This is a genomic window from Pseudomonas sp. GW821-FHT01C01 (assembly GCF_059422645.1).
Genome location: NZ_JBWKXF010000018.1, coordinates 20,085 through 36,820 on the forward strand (window position 1 = coordinate 20,085; position 16,736 = coordinate 36,820).

Genomic DNA, 16,736 nt, shown 5'->3' on the forward strand with positions numbered 1-16,736 from the left:
CTCATCCCAATTGCGCCAAGGCCTGCCGAAAGGCCGGCGGCAGGCTGTCGCCGAAGAGAATCCGGCCGTCCGCTTGAGTGAATATGCCCATTTTCGCCAGCCATTGTTCGAACTCCGGTGCAGGCTTCAGGCCCAGGGTCTGGCGGGCGTAGAGCGCATCGTGGAACGAAGTGGTCTGGTAGTTGAGCATGATGTCGTCGGAGCCCGGGATACCCATGATGAAGTTGATCCCCGCCACACCCAGCAAAGTCAGCAGGGTGTCCATGTCGTCCTGGTCGGCTTCGGCGTGGTTGGTGTAGCAGATGTCGCAGCCCATGGGCACGCCCAAAAGCTTGCCGCAGAAGTGGTCTTCGAGGCCGGCGCGGATGATCTGTTTGCCGTTGTACAGGTATTCCGGGCCGATGAAGCCGACGACGGTGTTGACCAGAAACGGTTTGAAATGTCGTGCCACGGCGTAGGCGCGGGTTTCGCAGGTTTGTTGATCGACGCCGTGATGGGCGTTGGCCGACAGCGCGCTGCCCTGGCCGGTTTCGAAATACATCAGATTTTGCCCGAGTGTGCCGCGATTGAGGCTCAATCCTGCGTCGTAACCTTCCTGCAATAGGTTGAGGTTGATGCCGAAACTGGCGTTGGCCGCCTCGGTGCCGGCAATCGACTGGAACATCAAATCCAGCGGCACGCCGCGATTGACTGCTTCAATCGAGGTGGTGACGTGGGTCAGCACGCACGCCTGGGTTGGAATCTCATAGCGTTGGATGATCGCGTCGAGCATTTCCAGCATGGCGCAGATCGAGGCGATGCTGTCGGTGGCCGGGTTGATGCCGATCATGGCATCGCCGTTGCCGTGCAGCAGGCCGTCGAGAATGCTCGCGGCAATGCCGGCCGGTTCGTCGGTGGGGTGGTTGGGTTGCAGGCGCGTGGACAGGCGACCGCGCAGCCCCAGGGTGCCGCGAAACTTCGTGACCACGCGGATTTTCTGCGCCACCAATACCAGATCCTGCACGCGCATGATCTTCGACACGGCGGCGGCCATTTCCGGAGTCAGGCCGGGAGCCAGCGCGCGCAGGCTCTGTTCGTCGGCCGCGTCACTGAGCAGCCAGTCGCGAAAACCGCCAACGGTGAGGTGGCTGACCACGGCGAAGGCCTGTTTGTCATGGGTGTCGATGATCAGTCGAGTGACTTCATCGGATTCATAGGGAATCAACACTTCCTGCAGGAAGTGGGTGAGCGGGATGTCGGCCAGGGTCATTTGAGCGGCCACGCGCTCGCCATCATTAAGGGCCGCAACGCCGGCCAGAAAATCCCCGGAGCGCGCCGGGCTGGCCTTGGCCATCACTTCCTTGAGGCTGTCGAAGCGGTAGGTCCGGGCGCCGATGGTATGGGCAAATGCGGCCATGGGGCGGTGTCCTCCAAAAAATACTGCAATCTGCTTTTCCTGTGGGAGCGGGCTTGCTCGCGAATACGGTGTTTCATTCAAAATAAATGTCGACTGACACGACGCCTTCGCGAGCAAGCCCGCTCCCACATGGGAACTGTGTGCACTTCAATATGGCAGGCGCCGGGCTTCTGGCCCGGCGCCGGTGCATTTCATATACCTTCGAGCATAGCGTCTGCGGGTGCTTCGGAACGTTGCCGGGCGGTCAATTGGAAGTACAGGTAACCGGCGGCCATGAAACCGAGGAAGATCAAGCCGATCAAGGTGTTGAACCACGCCATTGCCACCAGGCACACCACCGCCAGAAACAGCGCGATCCCCGGCACGATCGGATAACCCGGGGCGCGGAAGGTGCGTTCCAGGTTCGGCTCGGTTTTACGCAGCTTGAACAGGCTCAGCATACTGATGATGTACATCACGATGGCGCCGAATACCGACATGGTGATCATTGCCGCCGTCAGGGTCATGCCTTGCAGGTTCACTAGGCCATCGCTGTAGATCGCCGCAATGCCGATCACACCGCCGGCCAGAATGGCCCGGTGCGGAGTCTGGAAGCGCGAGAGTTTGGCCAGGCCCTTGGGCAGGTAACCGGCGCGAGCCAGGGCGAAGAACTGCCGGGAATAGCCAAGAATGATCCCGTGGAAACTCGCCACCAGGCCAAACAGGCCGATCCACACCAGCATGTGCATCCAGGTCGAATTGTTGCCGACCACGGCTTTCATCGCCTGGGGCAGCGGATCGTTGATGTTCGACAGTTGACGCCAGTCGCCGACGCCGCCCGCCATCACCATCACGCCGATGGCCAGGAACACCAGGGTCAGAATGCCGCTGACGTAGGCCTTGGGAATGGTGCGTTTCGGGTCCTTGGCTTCTTCGGCAGCCATGGCTGCGCCTTCGATGGCGAGAAAAAACCAGATCGCGAAGGGAATGGCGGCGAAAATGCCGGGTATCGAACCCATCGTGAACTCATTGGCGCCCGACCAGCCATTGAGTACAAAGTTGCTGAAGCTGAAGCCAGGTGCGACCACGCCCATGAACACCAGCAGTTCAGCGACGGCCAGCACAGTGACCACCAACTCGAAGGTGGCCGCGATACTGACGCCGAGGATGTTCAAGCCCATGAACACGAAATAGGCGCCAACGGCGGCGATCTTCGGGTCCAGTTCCGGGTATTGCACGTTGAGGTAGGCGCCGATCGCCATGGCGATGGCCGGTGGCGCAAAGACGAATTCGATCAGGGTGGCGATGCCGGCGATCAACCCGCCTTTTTCACCAAAAGCCCGGCGGCTATAGGCAAATGGCCCGCCAGCGTGGGGAATCGCCGTCGTCAGTTCGGTGAAGCTGAAGATGAAGCAGGTGTACATCGTCGCCACCATCAGTGCGGTGACGAGAAAACCCAGTGTGCCTGCGGTGCCCCAGCCGTAACTCCAGCCGAAATACTCGCCGGAAATCACCAGGCCGACAGCAATCCCCCATAAATGCAGGGTGCCGAGTGTGGGTTTGAGCTGTGTGGAAGAAGTAGTCATAAGTCCTCTCTATTTTTTATTGTTCGATCTTTTGGACTTTCGGGTACCAGGGTTTGGGTGGAACGCTGAATGACGGGTACGCAAGGCCCGTGCCAGAGCGGCCAGGCTTTGTGTGTTGGGTCATGACGGACGCCTTCGCGAGCAAGCCCGCTCCCACAGAGGACTTGGTTCGCTCCACATTGCTCAAATGAGCAAAAATCCAATGTGGGAGCGGGCTTGCTCGCGAAAGCGGTGGAAAGGGCGCCACAAAAACATCTGTAGCGCCCCGGTTTTTAGAAGAAGCCCAGCGGATTGATGTCGTAGCTCACCAGCAGGTTTTTGGTCTGCTGATAGTGGTCGAGCATCATTTTGTGGGTTTCACGGCCGACGCCGGACTTCTTGTACCCGCCGAACGCGGCATGCGCCGGGTACAGGTGGTAGCAGTTGGTCCACACGCGACCGGCCTTGATGGCGCGGCCCATGCGGTAGGCGCGGTTGATGTCGCGGGTCCAGAGACCGGCACCCAGGCCGAACTCGGTGTCGTTGGCGATGGCCAGGGCTTCGGCTTCGTCCTTGAAGGTGGTGATGCTCACCACCGGGCCGAAGATTTCTTCCTGGAACACACGCATTTTGTTGGTGCCCTTGAGCAGGGTCGGCTGGATGTAATACCCGCTCGCCAGGTTGCCCTCGAGTTTTTCCACCTTGCCGCCGGTCAGCAGTTCGGCACCTTCGCCCTTGGCGATTTCCAGGTACGAAAGGATCTTGTCGAATTGCTGCTCGGACGCCTGGGCGCCGACCATGGTGTCGGTGTCCAGCGGGTCGCCACGTTTGATTTGCAGGACCTTTTTCATGACCACTTGCATGAACTCGTCGTAGATCGACTCTTGTACCAGCGCACGGGAAGGGCAGGTGCAGACTTCGCCCTGGTTGAAGAACGCCAGCACCAGGCCTTCGGCGGCTTTCTCGATGAAGGTCGGCTCGGCCTGCATGATGTCTTCGAAGAAGATGTTCGGCGACTTGCCACCCAGTTCCACGGTGGACGGAATGATGTTTTCCGCCGCGCATTTCATGATGTGCGAGCCGACCGGGGTCGAGCCGGTGAAAGCGATCTTGGCAATGCGCTTGCTGGTGGCCAGCGCTTCGCCGGCCTCTTTGCCGAAGCCTTGCACAATGTTCAGCACGCCCGGTGGCAGCAGGTCGCCGATCAGTTCGACCAGCACGGTGATGCCCAGCGGGGTTTGTTCGGCAGGCTTGAGCACCACGCAGTTGCCGGCAGCCAGGGCCGGGGCGAGTTTCCACGCGGCCATCAGGATCGGGAAGTTCCACGGGATGATCTGCCCGACCACACCCAGCGGTTCGTGGATGTGATAGGCCACGGTGTTGCCGTCGATCTCGGCAGCGCTGCCTTCCTGGGCGCGGATGCAGCCGGCGAAGTAGCGGAAGTGGTCGGCGGCCAGCGGGATGTCAGCGTTGAGGGTTTCGCGAACGGCTTTGCCGTTGTCCCAGGATTCGGTGATTGCCAGCAGTTCCAGGTTTTGCTCGATGCGGTCGGCGATTTTCAGCAGCACCAGCGAGCGCGCCTGGGCGGACGTGGCGCCCCAGGCATCGGCGGCGGCGTGGGCAGCGTCCAGGGCCTTGTCGATGTCTTCGGCCGTGGAACGGGGGAATTCGGCAATCGGTTGGCCATTCACTGGCGAGGTATTGGTGAAGTACTGACCTTTGACAGGCGCGACGAACTCGCCGCCGATGTAGTTACCGTATTTGGCTTTGAACGAAACGATAGCGCCTTCAGTACCGGGGTGAGCGTAACGCATGGTGGTCTCTCCTTGCTTTTGTGCTTATAGGGAGTCGCGCATGTGCGCTTGCTTTAAGCGTAGAGCAAGGGGCGGGCCAGTGCCGTGCATGTCAGGCAAATCAAGGCCTTGCGAAGTTTTTGTCGGACGGATGGAGTGCGCCTGTGACGCTTTCGGTACGGCTGGCGTGACACTTTGTACCGCTTCTGGCACGGCCTGTGACCGGGTAGTCTTGCAGGCATTGCAATGCAGGCCCGGCTGGAGGATGCTCGGCCGCAGGATGCCGCGCGGATAATCCTTTTTGTGGCGAGGGAGCTTGCTCCCGCTGGGCTGCGAAGCGGCCCCAAAATGTCTACCGGTCATGGTTCTGGCGAGCGCTTCGCACTCGAACGGGAGCAAGCTCCCTCGCCACAAGGTGTGTGCCAGACCTGAAAGGGGGCGGCACTGCTCTCGGGGAGAATAATAAGAAATGCACGACAATCATTTGAGTCGCCATGCCCAGCAAGTATTGACCGTGACCCAGGGCAAGGCCCACCAGCATGGCCCTGGCAGTGATCCGTCCATCGCCCGCTCCTGGCTGCGCTGCCTTGAGGACTATCACCTCGACCCGGCCCTGAGCATCGCACCGACGGTGCTGGAACATGGGCGTGTCCTCGAAAGCCGCGAACGCTTGCAGCAAGTGCTGCACATCGCCGGCAATGAAATGACCAGCCTGCACCAGCAACTCTCCGGCGCCGGCCATGCTGTATTGCTGACCGACGCCCGCGGCGTGATCCTCAATTGCGTCACCGCGCCTGCCGAACGGCAGATTTTCGAACGTGCCGGGCTCTGGCTCGGCGCCGACTGGAGCGAGGCCTGCGAAGGCACCAACGGCATCGGCACCTGCCTGGTGGAGCGTCAGTCGCTGACCATCCATCAGGACGAACACTTTCGCGGCCGCCACACCGGCCTGACCTGCTCGGCGAGCCCGGTCTTCGATCCTCATGGCGAATTGCTGGCAGTGCTCGACGTGTCGTCGGCGCGGCGTGATGTGTCGCGGCAAAGTCAGTTCCACACCATGGCGCTGGTCAATCTGTCGGCGAAGATGATCGAGAGCTGCTACTTCCTGCGCTGCTTCGACAACCAATGGTTGCTGCGTTTTCACTTGCAGGCCGAGTCCGTCGGCTTGTTCAGCGAAGGGTTGCTGGCGTTCGATGGAGAAGGGCGCATTTGCGCGGTCAATCAAAGTGCACTGAACCTGCTGGGACACATTCGCGGCGGCTTGCTGGGTAAACCGGTGGAGGCGTTTTTCGATTGCTCGCTCAATGAGTTGTTGGGGCGCGCGAGCATTCATGCCGCGGCCAGTTGGCCGTTGCGCACCCGTGATGGTCGCAAGCTGTTCGCCGTATTGCGCGGTGAGGCACGGCGGCCGCTGCCGACTCCGACGGTGCCTGCTCCCAAGGTTGCACAAGCACCGCGCCTGTCGGGCATTTGCCTGGACGATGCGGCGTTGCAGGCGGACTTCCGCAAGGCCTTGCGCGTCTACGAGCGCGACGTGCCGCTGCTGATCAACGGCGAAACCGGGTCCGGCAAGGAGGCCTTTGCCAAAGCGGTGCACCACGCCAGCCAGCGGGCGGAAAAAGCCTTCGTCGCCCTCAACTGCGCGGCCATTCCCGAAAGCCTGATTGAAAGCGAGCTGTTTGGTTATCGCGGCGGCAGCTTTACCGGTGCGCGTAAAGAAGGCATGCGCGGCAAGTTGCAACAGGCCGACGGCGGGACATTGTTCCTCGATGAAATCGGTGACATGCCATTGGCCCTGCAAACGCGGTTGCTGAGGGTGCTGGAAGACCGGCAAGTGGTGCCGATCGGTGGCGAGCCGGAATCGGTGAATGTGCGGATCATCAGTGCCACCCACCGCAACTTGCTGGATCGTGTGCAGGACGGCAGCTTCCGCGAGGATTTGTATTACCGGCTCAACGGGCTGGAAGTTGCATTGCCGGCCTTGCGTGAGCGCAGTGATAAATCCCGGTTACTCGATTTTTTGCTGGACGAGGAGGCGGGCGGAGAGACCGTGTTGATCGACGGGCCGGCGCGGGAGGCTCTGCTGGGTTTTGCCTGGCCAGGCAACGTGCGGCAATTGCGCAATGTGCTACGTACGTTGGCAGCACTGTGTGAGGGCGGGCGGATCGGTCTGGAAGATTTGCCGGCGATGATTCGACAGGCGCGGCCGGTGGTGTCGACGATTGAAGAGGTGTCGGAGCATCCGCTGGAAGATGCCGAGCGGCTGGCATTGCTCACGGCGCTGGAGCAAACGCGCTGGCATATGACGCATACGGCGGAGCAGCTTGGGGTCAGTCGCAATACCCTCTATCGGAAGCTGCGTAAACACGGTATCGCCCGGTAAACCGTGTCGCGGCCATTCGCGAGCAAGCCCGCTCCCACATTTGCTCGGAGGTGTTCACAAAATTGTGTTCACTATAGAACCAATGTGGGAGCGGGCTTGCTCGCGAAGGCGTCTTCAGATCTGAAACATCAGGTGCGATTTTTCTAACCCTACGCTAACCTGCGGCCATGTTTTACGAGGTCGACTAATGCACATTCATATTCTGGGTATCTGCGGGACTTTCATGGGCTCGATGGCGGTTCTGGCCAAAGAGCTGGGCCATCACGTGACCGGCTCCGATGCCAACGTCTATCCGCCGATGAGCACTCAACTGGAAGCCCAGGGCATCGAGTTGACCCAAGGCTACGACCCGGCGCAACTTGATCCGGCCCCCGATCTGGTGGTGATCGGCAACGCCATGTCGCGGGGCAACCCGGCCGTGGAGTACGTGCTGAACAAAGGCCTGCCTTACGTCTCCGGCCCGCAATGGCTGGCCGATCACGTGCTGCAAGGTCGCTGGGTGCTGGCGGTTGCCGGTACGCACGGCAAGACCACCACCAGCAGCATGCTGGCCTGGGTGCTGGAGTACGCGGGCATGGCCCCGGGCTTCCTGATTGGCGGCGTGCCGCAAAACTTCTCGGTGTCGGCGCGCCTGGGCGATACGCCGTTCTTCGTCATCGAAGCCGATGAATACGACAGTGCATTTTTCGACAAACGCTCCAAGTTCGTGCACTACCGTCCGCGCACCGCGATCCTGAACAACCTGGAGTTCGATCACGCGGATATCTTCCCGGACCTGCCGGCCATCGAGCGGCAGTTCCATCACCTGGTGCGGACCATCCCGAGCGAAGGCCTGGTGATTCATCCGACCACTGAGCCAGCCTTGTTGCGCGTCATTGAAATGGGTTGCTGGACCCCGGTGCAAACCACCGGTGCCGGCGGTCAGTGGCAGGTCAAACTGCTCAGTGAAGATGGCTCGAAGTTCGAAGTGATGTTCGACGGTGTTGCCCAGGGTGTGGTCGAGTGGGACATGACTGGCCAGCACAACGTTGCCAATGCCCTGGCAACCCTTGCCGCCGCACGCCACGTCGGTGTGGTGCCGTCCATGGGCATCGCTGCATTGAGCGCCTTCAAAAGCGTGAAGCGCCGGATGGAGAAAGTCGCGGAAGTCCGTGGCATCACCATTTATGACGACTTCGCTCACCATCCGACCGCCATCGCCACCACCCTCGACGGCCTGCGCAAGCGCATCGGCGATGCACCACTGATTGCGATCATCGAGCCGCGTTCCAACTCGATGAAGCTCGGCGCGCACCGTGACGGTTTGCCGGAAAGCGTGGTCGATGCCGATCAGGTGATCTGGTACGCACCGGCCAACCTCGGTTGGGACCTGGCCGGCACCGCGGCGCTGTGCACTGTGCCGTCGATTGTCAGTGATTCCCTGGAAGGCATCATCGAGCGCGTGAAGAGCCAGGCCCAACCCGGTACTCACGTGGTGATCATGAGCAACGGCGGCTTCGGCGGCCTGCACGGCAAACTCGCCGAGGCGCTGAAATGAACAACGGCCCGGACCGCATCACCCTGGCGATGACCGGCGCTTCAGGCGCCCAATATGGTCTGCGCCTGCTCGATTGTCTGGTGCGGGAAGATCGTGAAGTGCACTTCCTGATTTCCAAGGCTGCGCAATTGGTGATGGCCACCGAAACCGACGTCACGCTGCCGGCCAAGCCGCAGATGATGCAGGCCTTCCTCACCGAATACACTGGTGCCGCCTCCGGGCAGATTCGGGTGTACGGCAAGGAAGACTGGATGTCGCCGGTGGCTTCAGGGTCCGGTTCGCCAGCGGCGATGGTGGTGGTGCCGTGCTCCACTGGCACGTTATCGGCCATCGCCACCGGCGCCTGCAACAACCTGATCGAACGGGCCGCCGACGTGACGCTGAAAGAGCGACGGCAGTTGATCCTGGTGCCCCGTGAAGCGCCGTATTCGAGCATTCACTTGGAGAACATGCTCAAGTTGTCGAACATGGGCGTGACGATCCTGCCGGCATCACCGGGCTTTTATCATCAGCCGCAAACCATCGACGACCTGATCGATTTCGTCGTGGCACGGATCCTTAACCTGCTGAATATTCCTCAGGACATGTTGCCGCGCTGGGGCGAGCATCATCTGACCAGCGATGAATAAGCTGCTGGTGGTTGTGCTGGCGCTGCAATTGGCCGGGTGCGCGACAGCACGCACACTCGATGCGGCCAAGCCGGGCGCGCCGGTGGTGTACTCGGGGACTCGCCTGGATTTGTACGCGATGAATGGTGGCTGCTGCGCCAAGGACCGATTCGGAGCCGAAGCACCGAGCTACCCGGGCGTCGATCTACCGGCGAGTGCGTTGCTCGACACGCTGCTGTTGCCGTTGTCGTTGTTGACGGTGATTGGGGTGAACTTTCAGGCAACGGGTGGGATGTAGGTGTAGCGCACTTTTGTGGCGAGGGAGCTTGCTCCCGCTGGGGCGCGAAGCGGCCCCGCTCTTTACCTGAAGAGCAGGGGACCGCTGCGCAGTCCAGCGGGAGCAAGCTCCCTCGCCACAGGTCTGGAAATTATTTGCCGAGTTTGCGTAACTCATCCGATTCGACAACCCGCACGCCATCCTGTTCTTCGAGCGCCAGGCGCCACATTGCGCGGGCCAGCTGGCACGCTTCGATGCCGTGGTATTTGCCAGGAATCAGCCGTGACAACGGCCCTGCGACTTTTTCGCCCAGGCGCGGCTCAGCGCGATCACCCAGCAACAGCGAAGGGCGGCAAATAGTCAGCTGCGGCCAGTCCTGCGCGCGCAATGCGTATTCCATCTCGCCTTTGACCCGGTTGTAGAAAACCGAGGATCTCCGATCGGCCCCCACAGCACTGATCACGATCAGGTGCCGTGCGCCCATCTCCCGTGCGCGTTTGGCAAAGGCCACGACCATGTCCAGGTCCACCGCGCGGAACGCTTGTTCCGAGCCCGCCTGTTTGATGGTGGTGCCCAGGCAGCAGTAGGCGATGTCGACACGGCCGTTCAACTGCGGCAGAAACACCGCCGGGTCGCCGACCGGGTTTTCAAGGTGGGGATGCTTGGCCAAAGGCCGGCGTGACGGCGCCAATACCCGCGAAATCGTTGGCTCGTTAAGCAGGCGATCAAGCAGATGTTCACCCGTCAAACCGGTGGCTCCGGCGAGCAGCACATGCTGAGGCGTCAAGTACATAGTGTTTCTCCCTTGATACTGTTCAGCTTAGTTGCTGTTTGCGTCCTTGCGTTCAATGGACACACTTTGCAGTGCTTTTCGTGCCTGCTGTTTACGCAAAAGTTGCCAATGCGAGAGGACGGTTTTCGGCGCCCAGATCTGTGGTTCGGATGCCTCGAAACCGTCTGCCAGTTCACGTTCGGCGACAGTGGCCTTGGCCCGTTTGAAGGCTTGTTCCAGATCATCGGTCTGGTTCAGGGCCTGGGCGAACAGGGCGTCGCCGAAGTAGGTGAAGTTGGCTTCCTCCGAGCAGCCGAAGGACACTCGGTCGGCCCGCGAGGCCGTCATGATCAGGGTCCGCTCATCCTTGAGGGCGGGGATGAAACCGCCGGAATAGCAGGACGAAATCACGATGATCTTGTCGCGGTTTTTCAACGGGGCGAGCACGGCGGCCATTTCGTCGGCTGGCAGATCCGCCAGCTCCATGCGCGGCTGGTCAAGCACCAGTTCGTGTTCGCTGGTGCCATGGCTGGTCAGGTAGATGAAAATCAGGTCTTCCGGACCGCTGCGTTCGGCCAGCGTCAGGGCGGCCCGGCGCAGGTTTTCCCGGGTAGCCATCGGGCGGTCGGCGAGGTGGTCACGATGGTTGACCAGGCGGATCTGGCCGAAGGTGCCGAAACGGGTGGTGAGCATATTGGCGACGTAATCGGACTCGCGCAGAAACACGCTCTGTTTGCCATCACCGCCCAGGGTCAGCGAATACAGCTCCACCGCTGGGGTCGAGGCCGGAACGTTGGCCAGCGCTGTGTCGAGCAAGCGCCCCTGTGCCAGCAGGCCGAGCTCGAGTGTGTCGGGCAACAGTTTGCCCTCGGCGTCGCGCACGCGCTGGCCGTTGATCCAGGTGCCGCTGAGCACGGTGCCATCGGTCAGCACCAGCGTGCCGCGTCCCTGGTAACTGTCGTTGTCGAACTGGCCGGTGTAAAAGCTGCCGTCGGGCAGGTTCAGTCGGCCCTGGCCGGAAAAGCGCCAGTCGCTGAATTGGCCGATGTAGTGGCTGCCGTCAGTGCCGATCAACTCACCCTTGCCATTCAGCGAGCCTTCTTTGAACTGGCCCAGCCAGACATCGCCGTCCGCGTTTTCGTAGCGGCCCTTGCCGTGCAGTTGATTGTTCTTGAAGCTGCCGACATAGATGTCGCCGTCGGCGCTGTTGAAAGTTCCGTTGCCTTCGAGCTGGCCGTCGACGAAATGCCCGGTGAATTGATTGCCGTTGCCGTCGCCGCGCTGGCCTTCGCCATTGGGTTTGCCGTGGGCGAACTGGCCCTGGTAGGAGCTGCCGTCTTCGAGTTCGAGGTGACCCAGGCCGGCGTATTGATCGGCCTTGAACTCACCGCGATAGTTCATGCCGTTTTCTTTGAGGGTGCCTTCGCCGTCGCGCCGGCCGGCCTTGAAGCCGCCGTTGTAGCTGCTGGCGTTGGTGGTCAGAGCCCCCTGGCCGTCGAACAGTCCCTGGTTGAACTGTCCGCGATAGACTTCGCCATTGCTGCCATGCCATTCGCCCTGTCCGTGCCACTGGCCTTTGTCGAATTCGCCGGCGTACCAGCTGCCATTCGGGTAGTCGATACGCCCCTTGCCTTGCAGCAAGCCATTGACCAGGTCGCCGCGATAGCGTCCGCCGTCCGGCAGGCGGGCGTCGGGGGACAAAAGCGATTCGCCGTCGCCGCAAGCGGTGAGCATCAGGGTCAAGGCAAGGAGTGCAAGTGGGCGCATAGCGGATTCCGGGCAATTAGGCGAGGGAGTATGCCGCAGCCATGTGTCCTTATATAGGGCGAGGTACCGCGAGAGGGCGCGAAACAGCATGAGCTGCTTCGCATCCAGGAGGGGTTACACGAAGCACAGGGACAGTGGTTCGGCGATATACGCCGGTTTGTCCGAACCTTCGATTTCCAGGGTGGCGGTGGCCTTGAGCAGCCACTGGCCGGGTTTCTTCTCGGTGACTTCGGTCAGGTCGACCTTCAGGCGCACTTTCGAATTGACCTTGACCGGCTGGATGAATCGCACACTGTCGAGGCCGTAGTTGACCACCATCTTCAAGCCTTCGGGCATGACGAGGATGTCTTCCATCAGTTTCGGGATCAGCGACAGCGACAGAAAGCCGTGAGCGATGGTGCTGCCAAATGGCGTTTGCGCGGCTTTGACCGGGTCGACGTGGATGAACTGAAAATCTCCTGTGGCTTCGGCGAACAGGTTGATGCGGTCCTGGTCGATGGTGAGCCATTCGGAACGTCCAAGTTCCTTGCCGACATAATCATTGAGCTCTGCAACTGGAACATAGGGCATTGAGACTCTCCTTGGGTTCATCGGTTTTATAGTTTTGAAATGGGGGATTTGACCTCCCGGATTACCAATGTAGATCAACATGGCAAAACGCTCCGGTCAACTCACCATGCTTTTGGCGAATGCCGATCTATAGCGCGAGCATGCTTATAATGCCCGGCCTATGCGGATGACGGATTTTTGCGGGAGATCAACAATGTTGTTACGGGGCCTGACGTGGCTGGTGTTGTTCCAATTGCTCGGCACTGCGATCAATCATTTGTTTTTGCCGGTGCTGCCGGGGCCGATTGTGGGTTTGCTGCTATTGCTGGTGTACCTCATCTGCCGGGGGCAGGTCGGCGAGCCGCTGAACCTGGCGGCCAGCAGCCTGTTGCGGTACCTGCCGCTATTGCTGGTGCCGCCGGCCGTGGGCGTGATGGTCTATGCCGCTGATATCGCGGCGGACTTCTGGGCCATCGTTGGTGCGCTGGTATTGTCGCTGCTGCTTTCGATGGCCTTCGCCGGGGTGCTGATGCAGCGCATGGTCAAGCGTCACGCTCAGCCAGAGGACGGCCAATGATCTTCGACTGGCACGGCGCCTGGGCGTCAGTGACTCACCATCCATTGTTCGGCATCGGCATTACCCTCGGCGCCTACCAGCTTGTGCTGGCGGCGTTCGAGAAAACCCGCTGGATCTTTTTGCAGCCGGTGCTGGTCTCCATGTTGCTGGTGATCGGCGTGCTGGTGGGCTGCGGCCTGACCTACGCCGAGTACCGCAAGAGCACCGAGATTCTCAGCATCCTGCTCGGCCCGGCCACTGTCGCCCTGGCGGTGCCGCTCTATCTCAACCTGCGACGGATTCGGCAGTTGTTCTGGCCGATATTTACTACGCTGGTGATAGGTGGCGTGGTGGCCACGGGCATGGGTGTGCTGCTGGGCTGGTCGTTCGGTGCCGAGCACATGATCCTGATGACCATGGCGCCGAAGTCGGTGACCTCGCCGATCGCCATGCTGGTGGCTGAGCAAATCGGTGGCGTCGCGGCGCTGGCAGCGGTGTTCGTCTTGATTACCGGTGTGATCGGCGCGATCTTCGGCCCAAGCCTGTTGACCCGTCTCGGCGTCCACAGTCCCGAAGCGCGCGGCATGGCGTTGGGCATGACCGCCCATGCGGTCGGCACGGCGGTGGCGATGCAGGAAAATGAAGAGTGCGGCGCCTTTGCGGCGCTGGCGATGAGTCTGATGGGCGTGGCCACGGCGGTGTTGCTGCCGTTGGCGGTGTCGATGGTGGTGTAAGGAAATGTCTATGAGTCTGCCGCTTTTTCCGCTCAACACAGTGCTGTTTCCAGGTTGCATCCTCGACTTGCAGATTTTCGAGGCGCGTTACCTGGACATGATCGGTCGCTGCATGAAACAGGGCGGCGGTTTTGGCGTGGTGTGCATTCTCGATGGCGAAGAAGTCGGGATCGCCCCCGCCGGTTACGCCCTGGTCGGGTGCGAGGCGCTGATCACCGATTTCAAGCAGCAGGACAACGGTCTGCTGGGGATTCGGGTGCAGGGCGGTCGGCGCTTTCATATTTTGCGTACCGAAGTGCAGCGCGATCAGTTGACCTTGGCTGAGGTCGAGTGGCTGGAAGACGAGCCGGAGCAACCGCTGCAGGACGAGGACGCCGATCTGGTGGCGTTGCTCAAGGCGTTGGCCGAGCACCCGATGGTCGAAGCCTTGAACATGGGCACCGAAGCGACCGGGCAACAGTCACTGGCCAATCAGTTGGCGTACCTGTTGCCATTTGCCGAACTGGACAAGATTGACCTGCTGCAACTCGATGATCCGCAGCAACGACTGGATGCCATACAGGCGTTGCTGGATGAGTTGCAGGGAGAGTTGTTTGCCTGACGAGCGTTTTTGCTAATACGCATACCGCAACATCGTGTGCGGCAAATGCCGCAATACGAAGAAGCCGAACAATGCCATCAGTGCAGGCAACACCAGCCACCAGACCCTGGGTGGCAGGGCGTTGAGCGGCTCCTTGCGCTGAACCAGCCACAGGCTGGCTGCACAGACACACGCCGCCAGCATCGCGCCGGCCATGACATCGGTCGGCCAGTGCGCGCCGAGGTACACCCGCGACAAGGCAATCGCCATGGCCGGCAAACAGGCCACCAGCAACCAGGTCAGGCGCATCCGTGGCGGCTGTCCACGGCCGGCCAGTACGGCGAGCGTCAGGAACAGCGCAAAAGAACCCGATGCATGACCACTGGGCATGCTGTAGCTGGTCAGCGGATCGCTCAGCACTTCGGGGCGCATGCGGGCAAAGAACTGTTTGGTCGCGGTATTCGCCAAGGCAGTGCAGAGCAGGGTGCTTGCGGCAAACAACGCGGGGCGCCATTGGCGCATCAGCAGCAGCAAAGCAGTCAACAGCGCGCTGAACAGCAGCATGTTGCGGAATTCGCCGATCAGCGTGAAGACCACCGCGACCTCATCGAGCATCGGGCTGCGATGTTCTTGCACCAGCGTCATCACCCCTTGATCGAGGGCGCTCAGGTGCGGAAAACCGATAAACAGCGCCACCAGAATCAGACAGCTCATGCCGGCAATCAGCGCTGTGGCCCGGCGATGCTGGCGCAGGCTACTGGTGGCGCTCAGCCCCACCATCACGGCAATGCTGCCGACAACGATTCCGGCCTGAGGCCAGAAACCTTCGGGTAGCGGCAAACGAATCGCCGCGCCGGTGGCCCAGCCAGGCAACAGATAGGCCACCGACCACCCCGCACCGGCCAGCAGGCTGACGGCGATGAACCGCGGGAAAGGCATGTCGCACATGCCGGCGACCATTGGCAGCATTGGCCGCAACGGTCCGATAAAGCGGCCGACCAGCAGGCTGGCGATGCCATAGCGCTGGAAATAGGCCTCGGCCCCGGCGATCCATTCCGGGTGATGGCGCAAACCGGGCAGGCGCCGGATGTTCTGATGAAAATGCCGTCCAAGGAAATACGAAACCACGTCACCCAACACACCGGCGAGGAAGCCCAGCAGCAAGGTTTCACTCAGCGGCAACGCACCACTACCGGCAAGCACCGCAACGGTGAACAGTAAAACCGTGCCGGGGACGATCAACCCGGCAATCGCCAGGCATTCCACAAAGGCCACCAGAAATATTGCCGCTGCCAGCCATTGCGGGTTGACCGTCAACCAACCGGTTACGTTATCGAGCCATTGGCCCATACAAACCACTCCATTGAATTCAATTGATCCTGCTGAACGAACGCAATCTTCAAAACACCACCAACCCCTGTGGGAGCGGGCTTGCTCGCGAAGGCGGCCTTCCAGCCAACATTTATGCTGCCTGACACGCCACTTTCGCGAGCAAGCCCGCTCCCACAATGGATCAATCCATTTTCAAGTCAGCAAAAAATAATCGCGACCTTCGACCTGGCCCCGTCGTAGCGGGTTCCGCGTGCAATAAGCCGCGTAGGCGCCGTCGACGAAGCGGTACATCAAATGCTCGTCGCGCCCGTGGGGGATGCCCAGGCGCGTGGTCTGGATGATGTGGGCGGGCGTCTGGCCGACGTCTTCCACCAGCAGCACCTCATGGTCGAAGCGTTTGGCGTCCCACATCGGCACTTTCAGGCCCATTGCCTTGCAGAGCAGGGTTTGCCCGGCGCAGAGCTTTTGTGACGGGCGAGGGTGACCCTGGGCATCGGGATTGTTCAATAGCATCTGCGCCAGGCTGGCCGGCCCGCTCAATTCATCGACCCACGGATAGGCGGACTTGATCAGCACGGCGTTGCCGGGCCCTTGGGCGCTGAAGTTCAGGGAATCGCCGCCCCGGGCGTAATACATATAGATGTGGCCGCCATCCAGAAACAAAGCCTTACGTTTTTCTGTGTAACCGAGGGAGGCGTGGCTGCCTTTTTCTGCGCAGTAATAGGCTTCGGTTTCGATGATCCGGGCGCTGAGCCACAGGTCGCCGACCCGGTGGCGAATGACTTTGCCCAGTAAATCCCGGGCCAGAATTTGTGCGTCGCGGTCGAAAAACGCGTCCGGGAGGCCCTTGGGCAGGCTCGCAACGGACGCTCGAACAGTCAGATTGGACATGATGACCGGCGTTTGTC

At 61.0% G+C, this 16,736-nt stretch carries 15 protein-coding genes; 7 read left to right on the forward strand and 8 right to left on the reverse strand.

Going from position 1 to position 16,736, the window contains the following annotated elements; genetic code table 11:
• Position 1: 1 nt before the first annotated feature.
• From AC07XF_RS13635 to exaC, 3 genes are all read right to left on the reverse strand, one after another.
• A complete protein-coding gene (locus AC07XF_RS13635) occupies positions 2-1,396 on the reverse strand; it encodes an ethanolamine ammonia-lyase subunit EutB (RefSeq protein WP_495026903.1) in 1,395 nt (464 codons plus the stop codon).
• A 191-nt stretch (positions 1,397-1,587) separates the two neighbouring features.
• Complete coding sequence (eat, locus tag AC07XF_RS13640) at positions 1,588-2,961, reverse strand: ethanolamine permease (protein ID WP_007990576.1); 1,374 nt, start codon at positions 2,959-2,961, stop codon at positions 1,588-1,590.
• Positions 2,962-3,233: 272 nt separating this feature from the next.
• Positions 3,234-4,754, reverse strand: a complete 1,521-nt coding sequence (gene exaC, locus AC07XF_RS13645; RefSeq protein WP_007990578.1) for an acetaldehyde dehydrogenase ExaC — start codon at positions 4,752-4,754, stop codon at positions 3,234-3,236.
• A gap of 448 nt (positions 4,755-5,202) precedes the next feature.
• On the opposite strand from exaC, the gene AC07XF_RS13650 reads away from it, so the two are divergent.
• From AC07XF_RS13650 to AC07XF_RS13665, 4 genes are all read left to right on the forward strand, one after another.
• Entirely contained in the window at positions 5,203-7,116 is a 1,914-nt protein-coding gene (locus AC07XF_RS13650; protein WP_495026904.1) for a sigma-54-dependent Fis family transcriptional regulator, read from the forward strand.
• 187 nt (positions 7,117-7,303) lie between these two features.
• Positions 7,304-8,653, forward strand: coding sequence for a UDP-N-acetylmuramate:L-alanyl-gamma-D-glutamyl-meso-diaminopimelate ligase (mpl, locus tag AC07XF_RS13655; RefSeq protein WP_495026905.1), 1,350 nt, complete (start codon positions 7,304-7,306; stop codon positions 8,651-8,653).
• Positions 8,650-9,282: a flavin prenyltransferase UbiX gene (ubiX, locus tag AC07XF_RS13660; protein ID WP_495026906.1), complete on the forward strand. Its 633-nt coding sequence runs from the start codon at positions 8,650-8,652 to the stop codon at positions 9,280-9,282. The genes mpl and ubiX overlap by 4 nt, the downstream gene beginning before the upstream one ends.
• Complete coding sequence (locus tag AC07XF_RS13665; protein ID WP_495026907.1) at positions 9,275-9,559, forward strand: YceK/YidQ family lipoprotein; 285 nt, start codon at positions 9,275-9,277, stop codon at positions 9,557-9,559. Before ubiX ends, AC07XF_RS13665 begins: the two co-directional genes overlap by 8 nt.
• A 130-nt stretch (positions 9,560-9,689) precedes the next feature.
• Here the strand turns inward: AC07XF_RS13665 and AC07XF_RS13670 are convergent, their stop codons facing one another.
• The 3 genes from AC07XF_RS13670 to AC07XF_RS13680 all read right to left on the reverse strand — a co-directional run bounded on the left by AC07XF_RS13670 (position 9,690) and on the right by AC07XF_RS13680 (position 12,647).
• The gene (locus tag AC07XF_RS13670) at positions 9,690-10,331 is read right to left on the reverse strand and encodes an oxidoreductase (RefSeq protein ID WP_495026908.1); all 642 of its coding nucleotides are present in this window, start codon (positions 10,329-10,331) and stop codon (positions 9,690-9,692) included.
• A 27-nt stretch (positions 10,332-10,358) separates the two neighbouring features.
• The gene (locus AC07XF_RS13675; RefSeq protein ID WP_495026909.1) at positions 10,359-12,077 is read right to left on the reverse strand and encodes a C13 family peptidase; all 1,719 of its coding nucleotides are present in this window, start codon (positions 12,075-12,077) and stop codon (positions 10,359-10,361) included.
• Between the two features lie 114 nt (positions 12,078-12,191).
• A complete protein-coding gene (locus AC07XF_RS13680; protein ID WP_007990591.1) occupies positions 12,192-12,647 on the reverse strand; it encodes a MaoC family dehydratase in 456 nt (151 codons plus the stop codon).
• A 193-nt stretch (positions 12,648-12,840) separates the two neighbouring features.
• On the opposite strand from AC07XF_RS13680, the gene AC07XF_RS13685 reads away from it, so the two are divergent.
• From AC07XF_RS13685 to AC07XF_RS13695, 3 genes are read left to right on the forward strand one after another with little or no spacing between them, the layout of a single operon-like run.
• Positions 12,841-13,203, forward strand: coding sequence for a CidA/LrgA family protein (locus AC07XF_RS13685; protein ID WP_150726950.1), 363 nt, complete (start codon positions 12,841-12,843; stop codon positions 13,201-13,203).
• Positions 13,200-13,916 (forward strand): LrgB family protein, encoded by a 717-nt coding sequence (locus tag AC07XF_RS13690; protein WP_495026910.1) that lies wholly within the window; start codon positions 13,200-13,202, stop codon positions 13,914-13,916. The genes AC07XF_RS13685 and AC07XF_RS13690 overlap by 4 nt, the downstream gene beginning before the upstream one ends.
• A 10-nt stretch (positions 13,917-13,926) precedes the next feature.
• A complete protein-coding gene (locus AC07XF_RS13695; protein WP_007990594.1) occupies positions 13,927-14,517 on the forward strand; it encodes an LON peptidase substrate-binding domain-containing protein in 591 nt (196 codons plus the stop codon).
• Between the two features lie 12 nt (positions 14,518-14,529).
• Here AC07XF_RS13695 and AC07XF_RS13700 read toward each other — a convergent pair whose 3' ends face one another.
• Both AC07XF_RS13700 and AC07XF_RS13705 read right to left on the reverse strand, forming a co-directional pair.
• A complete protein-coding gene (locus AC07XF_RS13700; RefSeq protein ID WP_495026911.1) occupies positions 14,530-15,846 on the reverse strand; it encodes a bifunctional DedA family/phosphatase PAP2 family protein in 1,317 nt (438 codons plus the stop codon).
• A 174-nt stretch (positions 15,847-16,020) separates the two neighbouring features.
• Positions 16,021-16,719, reverse strand: a complete 699-nt coding sequence (locus tag AC07XF_RS13705; protein WP_495026912.1) for a DNA-3-methyladenine glycosylase — start codon at positions 16,717-16,719, stop codon at positions 16,021-16,023.
• Positions 16,720-16,736 lie beyond the last annotated feature (17 nt).